This window comes from Pseudomonas sp. 10(2024) (assembly GCF_045164175.1).
Classification (GTDB): Bacteria; Pseudomonadota; Gammaproteobacteria; order Pseudomonadales; family Pseudomonadaceae; genus Aquipseudomonas; species Aquipseudomonas alloputida.
In genome coordinates this window covers 1,055,351-1,070,816 of sequence record NZ_CP174006.1, presented here as the reverse complement: position 1 = coordinate 1,070,816, position 15,466 = coordinate 1,055,351, and the positions used below count along the sequence as shown (strand labels likewise).

Here is a 15,466-nt window from a genome sequence, read left to right as displayed (position 1 = left end):
TGGCGTGTTTCAGAAGGCCTCAGAGCAGCACCACGTCGTATTGTTCCTGCGAATACATCGACTCGACCTGGAAGCGAATGGTACGACCGATGAAGGCTTCCAGTTCCGCCACGTTGCCTGACTCTTCATCCAGCAGGCGGTCGACCACCTTCTGGTTGGCCAGCACACGGTAGCCTTCAGCCTGATAGGCACGGGCCTCACGCAGGATCTCGCGGAATATTTCGTAACAGATGGTCTCGGGCGTTTTCAGCTTGCCGCGGCCCTGACAGGCCAGGCACGGCTCGCAAAGCACCTGTTCCAGGCTTTCCCGCGTGCGCTTGCGGGTCATCTGCACCAGACCCAGCTCGGTGATGCCGATGATGTTGGTCTTGGCGTGATCGCGCTCCAGCTGTTTTTCCAGGGTACGCAGTACCTGGCGCTGGTGATCTTCGTCTTCCATGTCGATGAAGTCGATGATGATGATGCCGCCAATGTTGCGCAGGCGCAGTTGTCGGGCGATGGCGGTAGCAGCCTCGAGGTTGGTCTTGAAGATGGTTTCTTCGAGGTTGCGATGGCCGACGAAAGCTCCGGTATTGACGTCGATGGTGGTCATCGCCTCGGCCGGGTCGACCACCAGGTAACCGCCGGACTTCAACGGCACCTTGCGCTCCAGAGCCCGCTGGATCTCGTCTTCGACGCCGTACAGGTCAAAGATTGGGCGCTCGCCCGGGTAGTGTTCGAGGCGGTCGGCAATTTCCGGCATCAACTCGCCGACGAACTGCGTGGTCTTCTGGAAGGTTTCCCGCGAGTCGATGCGGATCTTCTCGATCTTCGGGTTGACCAGGTCGCGCAGGGTACGCAGGGCCAGGCCAAGGTCTTCGTAAATGACCGTGGGCGCGCCGCAGGTCTTGATCTGGGTGCCAATCTGCTCCCACAGGCGGCGCAGGTAACGGATGTCCTGCAAGATCTCCTCGGCACGCGCGCCTTCGGCGGCGGTGCGCAAGATGAAACCACCGGCATCCTTGATGTTTTCGCCATCCATGCAGTCGCTGACCACTTGCTTGAGGCGCTCACGCTCGGCTTCGTCCTCGATTTTCAGCGAAATACCGACATGGCTGCTGCGTGGCATGTACACCAGGTAACGCGACGGAATCGATAGCTGGGTGGTCAGGCGTGCACCCTTGGTGCCGATCGGGTCCTTGGTCACCTGCACCACCAGGGCCTGGCCTTCATGTACCAGTGCGGTGATGTTCTCTACCGCCGAGCCTTCGCGCTGGGAGATTTCCGAGGCATGGATAAACGCTGCGCGTTCGAGGCCGATGTCGACGAAGGCCGCCTGCATGCCTGGCAGCACACGCACCACCTTGCCCTTGTAGATATTGCCGACGATGCCACGGCGCTGGGTGCGCTCGACGTGCACCTCCTGCAGCACCCCGTTTTCCACCACCGCCACACGTGACTCCATCGGGGTGATGTTGATCAGGATCTCTTCACTCATGGCAGGCTCTCGTCAAAGGTTCTTCTAATGATGGATGGCGTATGCACTGCTGGCTACTGCGGGTTTGTTACCTCTGGCGTATGCGCGAGCGATTGCCAGCAGGCGATGCCGAACTGGCCAAGCAAATCGGCCGTTTCACAGAGCGGCAAGCCGACCACCGCCGAATAGCTGCCGGAAAGGCCGGTGACGAAGACCGCACCCAGCCCCTGGACGGCATAGCCGCCAGCCTTGTCAGATGGCTCGCCGCTGGCCCAATAGCGTTGCGCTTCATCAGTGCTGATGGCGCGAAAGCGCACCGTGCTGGTCACGCAAAAACTGTGCACACGCTGGCCATCGTCCAGGGCGACAGCGGTCAGCACCTGATGCTCACGGCCTGACAGGTCAGCCAGCATGGCCAAGGCATCTTCACGGTTTTCCGGTTTGCCGAGAATACGACCATCGAGCACCACGGCAGTGTCTGCGCCGAGCACTACAGCCGGGCCGTCGACACTGGCCAGGCCGGCGGCGGCCTTTGCCCGGGCCAGGCGTTCGACGTAGGCAGGGGCGCTTTCGCTGGGTAGCGGAGATTCATCGACCGGGGCACTGATGACAATGAACGGCACGCCGATCTGCGTCAGCAGTTCACGACGACGGGGCGAGCCTGAAGCCAGGTATAGCGGGGTCATGCAGACATCTCCCTGTCAGTGGCGCGTTGCCGTCAGTTGATGTGCAAGCGTCGACGCAGGTCGCGCAAGGCAAAGCTGATCCACGGCCAGAGCAAGGCGCTGATCACCGCCGACCAGACCAGCGCCAGGGTGGGCAGGCGGTTGCCGGTCAGTGCACTGAGCCACAGCTGGATCAACTGGGCGATACCGAAGATCACCAGAATGACCAGGCTTTGCTGCCACATGGGGAACATGCGCAGACGCTGCTGCAGGGACAGCACCAAGAAGGTGATGAGGGTAAGGACCAGCGCATTCTGCCCCAGCAGCGTGCCATACAGCACGTCCTCGGCAAGGCCCAGCACGAATGCCGTGGTCATGCCGACCTTGTTCGGCACGGCAAGGGTCCAGAACGACACCAGCAAGGCCAGCCACATGGGCCGGAACACTTCCATGAACTGCGGCATGGGGGAAACGCTGAGCAGCAGGCCGATGGCGAACGTAAGCCAGATGACCCAGCCGTTATTGCGGCGTGATGCAGCCATCATTGCCTCCGGGGTTGAGCGGGTGCGGCCGGCGTGGCAGGTGCAGCAGACGGGGCTGCTGGCTGCGCGACCGGAGTGGCCGGTGCTGCCGGTGTGACCGACGCGGCAGGCGTGCCAGCGGCGGGTGCGACCTGATCACGGGTAGCGGCCGGCTGGCCAGCAGGTGCAGCGCCCTTGCGGTCAGCCTCTTCCTGGGCAATGGCGGCATCGGTGGCGCGCTGCTCCGGGCTACGCCGGTCACTGAACACCAGCAACATGTAGCGGCTGCGGTTGAGCGCGGCGGTGGGGATGGCACGGACGATGGCAAAGGGTTGGCCGGAATCGTGGATCACTTCGTTGACCGTGGCCACCGGGTAGCCGGCAGGAAAGCGCTGCCCCATGCCGGAACTGACCAGCAGGTCGCCTTCCTTGATGTCGGCAGTGTCGGCCACATGGCGCAACTCCAGGCGCTCCGGGTTGCCAGTGCCGCTGGCGATGGCACGCAAACCGTTGCGGTTGACCTGCACCGGAATGCTGTGGGTGGTATCGGTCAGCAACAGCACCCGCGCGGTATAGGGCATCAACTCTACGACCTGGCCCATCAGGCCGCGGGCATCGAGCACCGGCTGGCCCAGGAACACACCATCACGCTCACCCTTGTTGATCAGAATGCGGTGGGTGAACGGGTTGGGGTCGACACCGATCAGCTCGGCCACTTCAACCTTTTCGTTGACCAGCGCCGAAGAGTTGAGCAACTCGCGCAGCCGCACGTTCTGCTCGGTCAGGGCCGCCAGCTTCTGCAGGCGCCCCTGCAGCAGCAGGGCTTCGGTCTTGAGCTTCTCGTTTTCGGCAATCAGCTCGGTGCGGCTACCGAACTGGCCGGCCACACCTTGCCAGGCACGCTGTGGCAAATCGGTGATCCAGTACGACTCCATCAGCACCAGGCCCATCTGACTGCGCACGGGTTTGAGCACGTCGAAGCGCGCGTCGACAACCATCAACGCGACCGACATCACCACCAGAACGAGCAGGCGAACGCCCAGCGAAGGGCCCTTGGAGAAAAGCGGTTTAATGGGCCGTTCCTCGTGGACGACTCAGGAGGTCATTGGACATGGAACAACGCACCAGCCTGGTTGCGGGTTGACGGATACGGCGCCCCAAACGGGCGCCAGCCCAGCGCATACAGGTAGCACTGTACGTACTACCTGTAAACCGGGCGCTCGTGAACAGCGAGCGGGATCACTCGCTGGAGAGCAGGTCCATCGCGTGCTTGTCCATCATCTCCAGGGCGCGACCGCCGCCACGGGCGACGCAGGTCAGCGGGTCCTCGGCGACGATCACCGGCAGGCCGGTTTCCTGGGCCAGCAGTTTGTCGAGGTCACGCAGCAGCGCACCACCACCGGTCAGCACCAGGCCGCGCTCGGCGATGTCCGAGGCGAGTTCCGGCGGCGATTGCTCGAGGGCGCTCTTGACCGCCTGGACGATGGTCGCCAGCGATTCCTGCAGCGCTTCGAGCACTTCGTTGGAGTTCAGGGTGAAGGCACGCGGTACACCTTCGGCCAGGTTACGACCACGCACGTCGACTTCACGTACTTCGCCACCTGGGTAGGCAGTGCCGATTTCCTGCTTGATACGTTCGGCGGTGGATTCGCCGATCAAGCTGCCGTAGTTGCGGCGCACGTAGGTCACGATGGCTTCGTCGAAGCGGTCACCGCCAACGCGGACGGACTCGGCATAGACCACGCCGTTCAGCGAGATCAGGGCGATTTCAGTGGTACCGCCACCGATATCGACGACCATCGAACCGCGGGCCTCTTCAACCGGCAGGCCTGCACCGATGGCAGCGGCCATCGGCTCTTCGATCAGGAACACTTCACGGGCACCCGCGCCGAGGGCCGACTCGCGGATGGCGCGGCGCTCGACCTGGGTCGACTTGCACGGCACGCAGATCAGCACGCGCGGGCTCGGCTGCAGGAAGCTGTTCTCGTGAACCTTGTTGATAAAATATTGCAACATTTTTTCGCAGACGCTGAAGTCGGCAATGACGCCGTCCTTCATCGGACGAATGGCTGCAATGTTGCCGGGCGTACGGCCCAGCATGCGTTTGGCTTCGGTACCGACGGCGACGACGCTTTTCTGGTTGCCATGGGTACGGATGGCAACAACCGAGGGCTCATTCAGGACGATACCGCGCTCACGCACGTAAATAAGGGTGTTGGCAGTACCCAGGTCGATAGAAAGATCGCTGGAAAACATGCCACGCAGTTTCTTGAACATGGGAAAGTGACCCTGGGGAAAGCGTGGGTAAAAAAGTGCGGCAAACTCTAACAATGGCAGGGATTTTGGGCAAGGAGCCAATATGTTAAATTGGCTGTTTTTCCGAGCACGCCAGCAGAATTTCGCGGCCGTTAGACCGCCAGAAAGCTGACATGTTCCTCACCGCGGACCCAAATTCCGTTCTTTGTTTCCCTTGGAGATCCTCATGGCGCTTGAACGCTGCGACGTGGAAAAGATCGCCCATCTGGCCCGCCTGGGCCTGAACGATGGCGAACTGCCACGCATTACCGACGCCCTGAACAGCATTCTCGGCCTGGTCGACCAGATGCAAGCGGTCGATACCACTGGCATCGAGCCCCTGGCCCACCCGCTGGAGGCCAGCCAGCGCCTGCGTCCTGACCAAGTCACCGAAAGCAACCAGCGCGATGCCTACCAGGCCATCGCGCCGTCGACCGAAAGCGGTCTGTACCTGGTTCCCAAAGTCATCGAGTAAGGGATAGAGCCTGCCATGCATCAATTGACCCTGGCCGAGATCGCCCGCGGACTCGCCGACAAATCGTTTTCTTCCGAAGAGCTGACCGGCACGCTGCTGGCGCGCATCAAGCAGCTCGACCCGCAGATCAACAGCTTCATCAGCGTCACCGAAGACCTGGCCCTGGGCCAGGCGCGTGCCGCCGATGCCCGTCGCGCCGCGGGCGAAACCGGCGCGCTGCTGGGCGCACCGATCGCTCACAAAGACCTGTTCTGCACCAACGGCGTACGCACCAGCTGCGGCTCGAAGATGCTCGACAACTTCAAGGCGCCCTATGACGCCACCGTGGTCGCCAAGCTGGCCGAAGCCGGCATGGTCACCCTGGGCAAGACCAACATGGACGAATTCGCCATGGGTTCGGCCAACGAATCCAGCCATTACGGCGCGGTGAAGAACCCGTGGAACCTCGAGCACGTTCCGGGCGGATCGTCCGGTGGTTCGGCCGCTGCCGTGGCCGCGCGCCTGCTGCCCGCCACCACGGGCACCGACACCGGCGGCTCGATCCGCCAGCCAGCGGCACTGACCAACCTCACCGGCCTCAAGCCGACGTACGGTCGTGTGTCGCGCTGGGGCATGATCGCCTATGCCTCCAGCCTCGACCAGGGCGGCCCGCTGGCACGCACCGCCGAGGACTGCGCGCTGCTGCTGCAAGGTATGGCCGGTTTCGACGCCAAGGACTCCACCAGCATCGAAGAACCGGTGCCGGACTACAGCGCCAGCCTGAACGCTTCGCTGCAGGGCCTGCGCATCGGCCTGCCGAAAGAGTACTTCGGTGCCGGCCTCGACCCACGCATCGCCGACCTGGTACAGGCCAGCGTCAAGGAGCTGGAAAAGCTCGGTGCAGTGGTCAAGGAAATCAGCCTGCCGAACATGCAGCATGCCATTCCGGCCTACTACGTGATCGCTCCGGCTGAAGCCTCTTCCAACCTGTCGCGTTTCGACGGCGTACGCTTCGGCTACCGCTGTGAAGAGCCCAAAGACCTCACCGACCTGTACAAGCGCTCACGCGGCGAAGGGTTCGGCGTTGAAGTACAGCGCCGCATCATGGTCGGTACCTACGCCCTGTCGGCCGGCTACTACGACGCCTATTACGTGAAGGCGCAGCAAATCCGCCGCCTGATCAAGAACGACTTCATGGCCGCATTCAACGATGTCGACCTGATTCTCGGCCCGACCACGCCAAACCCGGCCTGGAAGCTTGGCGCCAAGAGCAGCGACCCGGTTGCCGCCTATCTCGAAGACGTCTACACCATCACCGCCAACCTGGCGGGCCTGCCAGGCCTGTCGATGCCTGCGGGCTTCGTCGACGGCCTGCCGGTCGGCGTGCAACTGCTGGCGCCGTACTTCCAGGAAGGCCGCCTGCTCAACGTCGCGCACCGCTACCAACAGGTGACCGACTGGCATACCCGCGCCCCCAACGGCTTCTGAGGAATTCACACATGCAATGGGAAGTTGTGATCGGGCTGGAAATCCACACTCAGCTCGCCACCCAGTCGAAGATCTTCTCCGGCAGCGCTACCACCTTTGGCTCCGAGCCGAATACTCAGGCCAGCCTGGTTGACCTGGGCATGCCCGGCGTACTGCCGGTGCTGAACGAGCAAGCCGTGCGCATGGCGTGCATGTTCGGCCTGGCCATCGATGCCGAGATCGGCAAGCGCAACGTGTTCGCACGCAAGAACTACTTCTACCCCGACCTGCCCAAGGGCTACCAGATCAGCCAGATGGACCTGCCGATCGTCGGCAAGGGTCACCTGGACATCGCGCTGGAAGACGGCACCATCAAGCGCATCGGTGTAACCCGCGCGCACCTGGAAGAAGACGCCGGCAAGAGCCTGCACGAAGACTTCAGCGGTTCCACCGGCATCGACCTGAACCGTGCCGGCACCCCGCTGCTGGAAATCGTCTCCGAGCCTGACATGCGCAGCGCCAAGGAAGCCGTGGCTTACGTCAAGGCGATCCACGCGCTGGTGCGCTACCTGGGCATCTGCGACGGCAACATGGCCGAAGGTTCGCTGCGCTGCGACTGCAACGTATCGATCCGCCCGAAAGGCCAGACCGAGTTCGGCACTCGCTGTGAAATCAAGAACGTCAACTCGTTCCGCTTCATCGAGCGCGCGATCAACAGCGAAATCCAGCGCCAGATCGACCTGATCGAAGACGGTGGCAAAGTGGTGCAGGAAACCCGCCTGTACGACCCGAACAAGGACGAAACCCGCTCCATGCGCAGCAAAGAGGAAGCCAACGACTACCGTTACTTCCCCGACCCCGACCTGCTGCCGGTGGTCATCGAGGACAGCTTCCTCGAAACCATCCGCGCCGGCCTGCCGGAGCTGCCGCCACAGAAGGTCGAGCGCTTCCAGACTCAGTACGGCCTGTCGGCCTACGACGCCAACGTATTGGCCTCCAGCCGCGAACAGGCAGACTACTTCGAAGAAGTGGTGAAGATCGGTGGTGATGCCAAGCTGGCAGCCAACTGGGTCATGGTCGAACTGGGTAGCCTGCTGAACAAGCTGGGTGTCGAAATCGATCAGGCGCCGGTCAGCGCCGCGCAACTGGGCGGCATGCTGCTGCGCATTCGTGACAACACCATCAGCGGCAAGATTGCCAAGACCGTGTTCGAGGCCATGGCCGCCGGTGAAGGCGATGCCGACAGCATCATCGAGAGCAAAGGCCTGAAACAGGTTACCGACACGGGTGCGATCGACAAGATGCTCGACGAAATGCTGGCAGCCAATGCCGAGCAGGTCGAACAGTATCGCGCAGCCGATGAGGCCAAGCGCGGCAAGATGTTCGGCTTCTTCGTCGGCCAGGCCATGAAAGCCTCCAAAGGCAAGGCCAACCCGGGGCAGGTGAACCAATTGCTCAAAGCCAAGCTCGAAGGGTGATGGTTTTACCCCTGTAATGCTGCGAGGGCTTCGCCCTCGTTCGCGGCTGAAGCCGCTCCTACACAAGCCAAGCGTTCCCTGTAGGAGCGGATTTACCCGCGAATGGTCGCACCGGAGAGCACCTGACTTGCTAAAACGTTCCCTCGGCACCCTCGCCCTGTTTTCTTTCCTGGCCGGCTGCGCCAGCCATGACATCGACCCGCGCGGCTACGACCAGACGGGCACCGCTTCCTACTACGGCTCGCGCCACCATGGCAAACGCACCGCCAGTGGCGAACCGTTCAACCAGCACGGCCTTACCGCCGCCCATCGCAGCCTGCCCTTCGGCACACGTGTACGGGTGACCAACATGACCAATCAGCGCAGTGTGGTGGTACGCATAAACGACCGTGGCCCGCACACCCGCGGCCGCCTGATCGACCTGTCTCGCGCAGCAGCGGAAAAAATCGGCATGCTCCGTAGCGGAACAGCGCGCGTGCGAGTACAAGGGCTTAGCGACTGACGCGACAGGAGTCCGACCATTTTCGACCTGGCCACCCTTCCCACTTTTAGCCTGCTGCAAATGGGCGTTGCCCTGCTGTTGCTGGTCGGCGGCGCCGAGCTACTGGTGCGCTCCGCTTTGCGCCTGGCGCAGCGCCTGCACGTGCGCCCGCTGATCATAGGCCTGAGCCTGGTGGCCTTCGGCAGTACCGCGCCACAATTGACCGTAAGCCTGCAGGCCGCCTACCAGGGTGCGCCGGATGTGGCAGTAGGCAGCGTGATCGGCAGCAACATCTTCAACGTACTGGTCATTCTCGGCCTGGCCGCGCTGATCATCCCGCTGCGGGTGTCACGCCAGCTGGTGCGGCTGGACATTCCCCTGATGATCCTTGCCAGCGGGCTGGTGTATGCGCTGTCCGCCAATGCCCACCTGGGCAGGGTTGAAGGGGCACTGCTATTGCTGGGGCTGGCCGGTTACCTGGCAATGCTCTGGCATCAGTCGCGCCATTACGCACGCACCTACCCTGCCCCGGACGCCGCCAGGTCCGGGGCCGGGCGCTTCTGGTCAGGTACGCTGCTGCAGATACTGGTCGGCCTTGGCCTGCTGAGCCTGGCGGGCCACTTGCTACTGGAAGCTGCCATCGAGGTGGCCACCGACCTGGGCCTGTCCGAGCGTATTATCGGCCTGACGGTCGTCGCCATCTGCACCTCCCTGCCGGAACTGGCCGCTGCGCTGATCGCCGCCTTGCGTGGCGAACGGGAGATCGCCGTGGGCACGGTGATCGGCAGTAACCTGTTCAACCTGCTGGCTGTACTGGGCCTGACCGCACTGATCACCCCGGAACCCCTGTCGATCTCGCCTAACGCGCTGTCTTTCGATCTGCCTGTAATGCTCGGCGTTGCTGTCCTGAGCCTGCCAGTGTTCTATTCCGGTTACCGCATCACTCGCGCAGAAGGCCTGGTGTTTCTTTGCCTGTACCTGGCCTACGGCCTTCATGTGGCGGCTTTTACCATGGGTATGCCGCTGGCTGGCCGCCTGGAGCGATTGATGCTGTTCTATGTACTGCCGGTGCTCGCTACGGTGTTGCTGTACACCACTGTGCGTGCTTGGCGGAGGCAGCATTGAGGGGCATCGAAGGGGCACGCGTCAGGGCCGCCAGACGCATGCCTTTAGGCTTTCATCGCCTGTGAGATCGAGCGCCGCCCGCGCGGCGCTTCGCGGGTAAACCCGCTCCTACGTTTGTTTCGGGCCAATTATTCCTGCGGGATCTGCGCGCGAACGCTTTGGCGCATGCCTCGATATCGCGTCGTACAAACAAGGCGGTCGCGCGCGCCTGGCACAGAACGGACTGGCCCGAAACAAACGTAGGAGCGGGTTTACCCGCGAAGCGCCGCACGGGCGGCGCTCGATCTCACAGGCGCCGAAAACCTAACGGCATACCCCTTACGAACAAACCCGATCAGCCCTTGGCCTGGCGAGCCTTCTTCAGCTTGAAAGCCACCCACAGCACAGCGATCCATGCCGGGATCAGCATTACCGAGATGCGAATCGGCGGCGTCAGGTACATCACCACCAGGATCAGCACGATGAACGCCAGGCACAGGTAGTTGGTCAGCGGGTGCCCCAGGCTTTTGTAGAAGGGGGTGATCCCGGCGGCCAGCTTGGCCTTGCGGAATTTGAGGTGGGTAATGCTGATGCTCGCCCAGTTGATCACCAACGCGGACACTGCCAACGCCATCAGCAAGCCAAAGGCCCCGCCCGGCATCAGGTAATTGATCAGCACGCACAGGCCGGTCGCAAAGGCCGACACGGCCAGCGCGGTCAGCGGCACGCCGCTACGGCTCACCTTCAGCAACTGACGCGGCGCATCGCCCTGGCTGGCCAGGCCAAACAGCATACGGCTATTGGCGTACACACAGCTGTTGTACACAGACAGCGCAGCCGTCAGCACCACGATATTCAGAATGGTCGCCACCAGGTCGCTGTCCAGTTCGTGGAAGATCATCACGAACGGGCTGCCGCCCTGCACCACCTTCTGCCAAGGGTACAGCGACAACAGCACTGCCAAGGCACCGATGTAGAAAATCAGGATGCGGTACACCACCTGGTTGGTGGCCTTGGGGATGCTCTCGCGCGGGTTGTCAGCCTCGGCAGCCGTGATGCCGACCAACTCCAGGCCACCGAACGAGAACATGATCACCGCCAGGGCCATTACCAGACCCGTGACGCCGTTAGGGAAGAAGCCGCCGTACTGCCACAGGTTGGCCACGCTGGCATCCGGGCCACCATGACCGCTACCCAGCAACCAGGCACCAAAGCCGATCATGCTGACGATGGCTACCACCTTGACCAGGGCGAACCAGAACTCCATCTCGCCATAGACCTTTACCTGGGTCAGGTTGATCAGGTTGATCACCACGAAGAAAATCGCCGCCGTGGCCCAGGTGGGGAAGTCCGGCCACCAGTACTGCACGTAGATACCGACCGCCGTCAGCTCGGCCATGCCGACCAGCACGTACACCACCCAGTAATTCCAGCCTGAGACAAAGCCGGCAAACTCGCTCCAGTATTGGTGGGCGAAGTGGCTGAAGCTGCCGGCGACCGGCTCTTCCACCACCATTTCGCCCAGCTGGCGCATGATCAGGAAGGCCATCAGGCCGGCGATGGCGTAGCCCAGCAACACGGAGGGGCCGGCCAACTGGATGGTCTGGGCAATGCCCAGGAACAACCCGGTACCGATGGCCCCGCCCAGCGCGATCAGCTGGATATGGCGATTCTTCAGCCCGCGCTGTAACCGCTCGGGCGTGCTCTGGTCTTGCATGAAGTGTCCTTTAGCTCAGTGAGGCAGTGTTGTTGCTGTTATTTGCAGTCAAGGATCTAGATCCATCCGCCCCACTGCAAGATGAAAATACCAATGTTGGTGGTGATCGCCGCCATTAGCGTGGTAATCACGATGATCGACGCAGCCAGTTCATGATTGCCGTTGGCTGCCCGCGCCATCACGTAGCTGGCCGCAGCGGTCGGGCTGCCTATGTACAGGAACAGGATGCCCAGCTCCGCCCCGCGAAACCCGCACAACCAGGCCCCAAGGGTGCCGAGCAGCGGCAGCCAGAGCATTTTCACGAAGCTGGCATCGATGGCCAGCCGGCCACAGTTACGCAGCGCTGCCAGCGACAGCGTGCCGCCGATACAGATCAGCGCCAGCGGCAGGGTCATCTGTGCCAGGTAGTCGCCCGAGGTCAGTAGCCAGTTGGGCAGCGGCACCTGGCCGTAAGCCATGGGCGCGGCCACCAGCACGCTGATGATCAGCGGGTTGCTGAAAATGCTCTTGCAGATGCTCCACGGATCGGACTTGAGGTCGGGGCTGTACACCGCCAGTACCACCGCTGACAGCGAGTTGTACATGAGGATGACCAGGCCTGCGAGTACCGCCCCCAGGGAAATGCCATAGTCACCGTACAGGCTGGCGGCCAGGGCCAGGCCGATCACACCGTTGTTGCCGCGGAAGGCGCCCTGGGTATAGATGCCCCGGTCGGCCATCGGGCTGCGCCAGATGGCCATGCCCCAGGCAATGGCGAAACCGACCAGGGTGGCGATGATGAAATACAGGATGACACCGGGCTTGACCGCTGCGGCCAGGTCGGCGTGGTAGATGCCGAGAAAGAGCAGCGCCGGCATGCAGACGTTGAATACCAGCTGCGAGGCGACGCGGTTGAAGTTGTCGTCGATCAAGTGAATGCGTTTGAGCAGGACGCCCATGAACAGCATGGCGAAAACCGGTGCCGTGATGTTCAGGGTCTGGATAAGAAGGGCGAGCATGCGCAAGCGATCCTGGAGGGGTTGCCGTCAGGCGGCCAATGATACGTCAACGGCTGGGATTTGCGGGGATCAAGCGCGATAAAAGGAAATGTCTTTCAGGTTTTCTGCTGCCAGTACCGGCCGCTTTGCACCTAACCCCGCCCCCACAGGTACCACGCCGTGATTCATCGGTTCACACAAACCTGTGAGCCATTCATGAAAAGCCCGCAGCAGCCCAAGCCTTGTTCAGCCGCTTCTCCCGCGCCGACGCCGCCAGCGCCATCACCCCTTGGTCACGCTGCCAGACTTGCGCCCACTGCACCGGCCCTGTCGCCAACGCCGCATCGATCTCCCCCCGCAAGGCCTGGAACTGCGCAAACAACCCGCCAAGCAACAAGTGACAACCCATGCTATCGGCACACTGGCGGCTACCCTCGGCGCAGCCGGCCAACAGCCCAAGCAACTGCAGGCGCAGCCCCTGCGGCCAGGCGCACTCCTGCCCAACGCCATACAACCAGGCGGTCAGCGCCGCGAGCACATACAAATCCTCCAGCGAACGGAACGGCTTCACGTAGGCATCCCAGCCGTCACCGGCCAGCAACTCGCACGATGCCTGCTCCAGCAGCAGCCGGGCGTGCCCGACTTCCGGCATCAGCGGCAGGGTCGGCAATGGCTCCAGTGTCACCCCCGGCTCCCCGGGATAGACCACCGCCAGGCTCAGTTGCGGCGCCGCGCCAGCCGCTTCGCTACGCGCCGCCACCAGCAACCACTCCGCCTCCAGGCCTGCGGTAACGAAGTCTTTGCAGCCCGACAGCCGCAGAGCGTCCAGCCGTGTGTGCATGTCTGCAGGCCGCACGCTGCGCCGCTCGGTGGCACACAAGGCGCCAAGGCTGTGCGGCGCACTGGGCCACAGCACGCGAAGGGCGGCCTGGTAACCCACCAGGAAGGCCAGGCCCGGGGTGGCCATTGCACGCCCACCCAGTACCGCCAGTTCGAACGGGGCAACCGGGCCGAGGCGCTCAAGCAGCGCGGCGTAGGTTTCGCCCAGGGTGCCTGTCGGCGCGAGGCGAAGCGGATCGTTGAGTCGTTGCAACCAGGCCATGGAACAGCTCCTTGCTGGAGGGCTTTCAGTTAAGGCTCAGGGTGTGTCACGCAAGCATCACCAAACATTCACAGGGGTGACACTGGGTCTACCTAGGCTGACTTTGCACAACAAAGCCGACCGGCCGCAACCCTTCTTGGCTGGCTTATGGAGACTCGTAATGACTCGGATCGCTACCGCTGGCGACTACAGCACCGAACGCCGTCTGCAAGCCGAACGCCTGGTTGGCGCCGCGGCGTTGCAAGAAGCCCAGGCTCTGCGCTACACCGTATTCAGCGCAGAATTCAAGGCCAAGCTCAAAGGTGCCGAGCAGGGCCTGGACATGGACGACTACGACGTGCACTGCCGCCACATTGGTGTACGCGACCTGAACACCGGCGAACTGGTTGCCACCACCCGCCTGCTCGATCATCAGGCCGCCAGCAGCCTGGGCCGCTTCTACAGCGAAGAAGAGTTCAGCCTGCACGGCCTGTTGCAGCTGCAAGGCCCGATCCTTGAGCTGGGCCGTACCTGCGTGGCCCCCGACTACCGCAACGGCGGCACCATCGCCGTGCTCTGGGGTGAACTGGCCGAGGTGCTCAACGAGGGCCGCTACAGCTATCTGATGGGCTGCGCCAGTATCTCCATGCAGGACGGCGGCGTGCAGGCCCATGCAGTGATGCAGCGCCTGCGTGAGCGCTACCTGTGCACCGAACACCTGCGTGCCGAACCAAAAAACCCGCTGCCGAAGCTGGCCCTGCCCAACAACGTCATTGCCGAAATGCCACCGCTGCTCAAGGCCTACATGCGCCTGGGCGCGAAGATTTGCGGCGAACCATGCTGGGACGAGGACTTCCAGGTGGCTGACGTATTCATCCTGCTCAAACGCGACGAGCTGTGCCCACGCTACGCCCGCCACTTCAAGGCGGCGGTCTGATGCCGAAGTTGCGGGTACTGGCCCGCCTCATCCGACTGCTGCTGGTCCTGGCGCAGGGCATGCTGATGGCCAGCATTATCGCCTTGGGCGAACGCTTGGGCTTCAAGGCGCCGATCGAACGGCGCCAGCGCTGGACTTGCCTGTTCATGAAGCGCCTGGTCGCTGCCCTGCCCTTCGACGTCAAGGTAGTCGGCGAACTTCCGCAACGGCCGATGTTGTGGGTCAGCAACCATGTTTCCTGGACCGACATCCCCCTGCTTGGCATGCTCACGCCGCTGTCTTTCCTGTCCAAGGCCGAAGTGCGTCACTGGCCGGTGGCCGGCTGGCTGGCGGAAAAGGCCGGCACGCTGTTCATTCGCCGTGGTGGTGGCGACAGTCAGCGCCTGCGCGAACAGATCGCCGGACAACTGGGGCTGGCTCGTCCGCTGCTGATATTCCCCGAAGGCACCACTACCAGCGGCCGCACGTTGCGCACCTTTCATGGCCGCCTGCTTGCAGGTGCCATCGACCGTGGCGTGGCAGTGCAGCCAGTCGCTATCCAGTACCTGCGTGATGGCCGGATCGACCCGGTAGCGCCGTTCATTGGTGAGGACGACCTGGTGTCCCACCTTATGCGCCTGTTCGCCCTGCCGCGGGGCGAGGTGTGCATCCACCTGCTGCAGCCAATAGGTAGCGTGGGCAAGGAACGTGCGGTGCTGGCGTTGCAGGCGCAACAGGCGATTCACTTGGCGCTGTTCGGGGTTGAAGACGTGGAGATGGCGCCACGTCGGCAGGCGCGGGCTGCCTGAATGCTTGCACTGCCTGTTCTGGCCCTTTCGCGGGTGAACCCGCTC

General features: G+C 62.9%; 15 protein-coding genes. 7 read left to right on the top strand and 8 right to left on the bottom strand.

The window, feature by feature from the left end; genetic code table 11:
* Positions 1-19: 19 nt before the first annotated feature.
* The 5 genes from rng to mreB form a co-directional block, all read right to left on the bottom strand.
* Positions 20-1,477, bottom strand: coding sequence for a ribonuclease G (gene rng / locus ACI7M0_RS04800; RefSeq protein ID WP_010952135.1), 1,458 nt, complete (start codon positions 1,475-1,477; stop codon positions 20-22).
* 53 nt (positions 1,478-1,530) lie between these two features.
* The gene (locus tag ACI7M0_RS04795; protein WP_129932320.1) at positions 1,531-2,142 is read right to left on the bottom strand and encodes a nucleoside triphosphate pyrophosphatase; all 612 of its coding nucleotides are present in this window, start codon (positions 2,140-2,142) and stop codon (positions 1,531-1,533) included.
* A 32-nt stretch (positions 2,143-2,174) separates the two neighbouring features.
* Positions 2,175-2,663, bottom strand: coding sequence for a rod shape-determining protein MreD (gene mreD / locus ACI7M0_RS04790; RefSeq protein WP_003255161.1), 489 nt, complete (start codon positions 2,661-2,663; stop codon positions 2,175-2,177).
* Positions 2,663-3,655 carry a rod shape-determining protein MreC gene (gene mreC / locus ACI7M0_RS04785; RefSeq protein WP_003255162.1) on the bottom strand — a complete coding sequence of 331 codons (993 nt, stop codon included), beginning with the start codon at positions 3,653-3,655 and terminating at the stop codon, positions 2,663-2,665. The genes mreD and mreC overlap by 1 nt, the downstream gene beginning before the upstream one ends.
* Positions 3,656-3,881: 226 nt before the next feature.
* Positions 3,882-4,919 carry a rod shape-determining protein MreB gene (gene mreB, locus ACI7M0_RS04780; RefSeq protein ID WP_003255163.1) on the bottom strand — a complete coding sequence of 346 codons (1,038 nt, stop codon included), beginning with the start codon at positions 4,917-4,919 and terminating at the stop codon, positions 3,882-3,884.
* Positions 4,920-5,124: 205 nt separating this feature from the next.
* On the opposite strand from mreB, the gene gatC reads away from it, so the two are divergent.
* From gatC to ACI7M0_RS04755, 5 genes are all read left to right on the top strand, one after another.
* Positions 5,125-5,412 (top strand): Asp-tRNA(Asn)/Glu-tRNA(Gln) amidotransferase subunit GatC, encoded by a 288-nt coding sequence (gene gatC / locus ACI7M0_RS04775; protein ID WP_003255165.1) that lies wholly within the window; start codon positions 5,125-5,127, stop codon positions 5,410-5,412.
* A 15-nt stretch (positions 5,413-5,427) separates the two neighbouring features.
* A complete protein-coding gene (gene gatA / locus ACI7M0_RS04770; protein ID WP_019436962.1) occupies positions 5,428-6,879 on the top strand; it encodes an Asp-tRNA(Asn)/Glu-tRNA(Gln) amidotransferase subunit GatA in 1,452 nt (483 codons plus the stop codon).
* Between the two features lie 11 nt (positions 6,880-6,890).
* Complete coding sequence (gene gatB / locus ACI7M0_RS04765; protein ID WP_010952130.1) at positions 6,891-8,336, top strand: Asp-tRNA(Asn)/Glu-tRNA(Gln) amidotransferase subunit GatB; 1,446 nt, start codon at positions 6,891-6,893, stop codon at positions 8,334-8,336.
* Between the two features lie 127 nt (positions 8,337-8,463).
* Entirely contained in the window at positions 8,464-8,838 is a 375-nt protein-coding gene (locus tag ACI7M0_RS04760; protein ID WP_129932319.1) for a septal ring lytic transglycosylase RlpA family protein, read from the top strand.
* Between the two features lie 60 nt (positions 8,839-8,898).
* Positions 8,899-9,942, top strand: coding sequence for a calcium/sodium antiporter (locus ACI7M0_RS04755; RefSeq protein WP_064492408.1), 1,044 nt, complete (start codon positions 8,899-8,901; stop codon positions 9,940-9,942).
* Positions 9,943-10,276: 334 nt separating this feature from the next.
* On the opposite strand, the gene ACI7M0_RS04750 is transcribed toward ACI7M0_RS04755, so the two are convergent.
* The 3 genes from ACI7M0_RS04750 to ACI7M0_RS04740 all read right to left on the bottom strand — a co-directional run bounded on the left by ACI7M0_RS04750 (position 10,277) and on the right by ACI7M0_RS04740 (position 13,717).
* Positions 10,277-11,638: an amino acid permease gene (locus ACI7M0_RS04750; protein WP_003255172.1), complete on the bottom strand. Its 1,362-nt coding sequence runs from the start codon at positions 11,636-11,638 to the stop codon at positions 10,277-10,279.
* A 56-nt stretch (positions 11,639-11,694) separates the two neighbouring features.
* Entirely contained in the window at positions 11,695-12,636 is a 942-nt protein-coding gene (locus tag ACI7M0_RS04745) for an AEC family transporter (protein ID WP_064492407.1), read from the bottom strand.
* Positions 12,637-12,829: 193 nt separating this feature from the next.
* Positions 12,830-13,717: a hypothetical protein gene (locus ACI7M0_RS04740; RefSeq protein ID WP_020193101.1), complete on the bottom strand. Its 888-nt coding sequence runs from the start codon at positions 13,715-13,717 to the stop codon at positions 12,830-12,832.
* A gap of 160 nt (positions 13,718-13,877) precedes the next feature.
* Between ACI7M0_RS04740 and olsB the strand changes: the two genes are divergently transcribed.
* Both olsB and ACI7M0_RS04730 read left to right on the top strand, forming a co-directional pair.
* Positions 13,878-14,633 (top strand): L-ornithine N(alpha)-acyltransferase, encoded by a 756-nt coding sequence (olsB, locus tag ACI7M0_RS04735; RefSeq protein ID WP_129932318.1) that lies wholly within the window; start codon positions 13,878-13,880, stop codon positions 14,631-14,633.
* Positions 14,633-15,421, top strand: a complete 789-nt coding sequence (locus ACI7M0_RS04730) for a lysophospholipid acyltransferase family protein (protein WP_104886645.1) — start codon at positions 14,633-14,635, stop codon at positions 15,419-15,421. The genes olsB and ACI7M0_RS04730 overlap by 1 nt, the downstream gene beginning before the upstream one ends.
* The last annotated feature ends 45 nt before the right edge of the window (positions 15,422-15,466 follow it).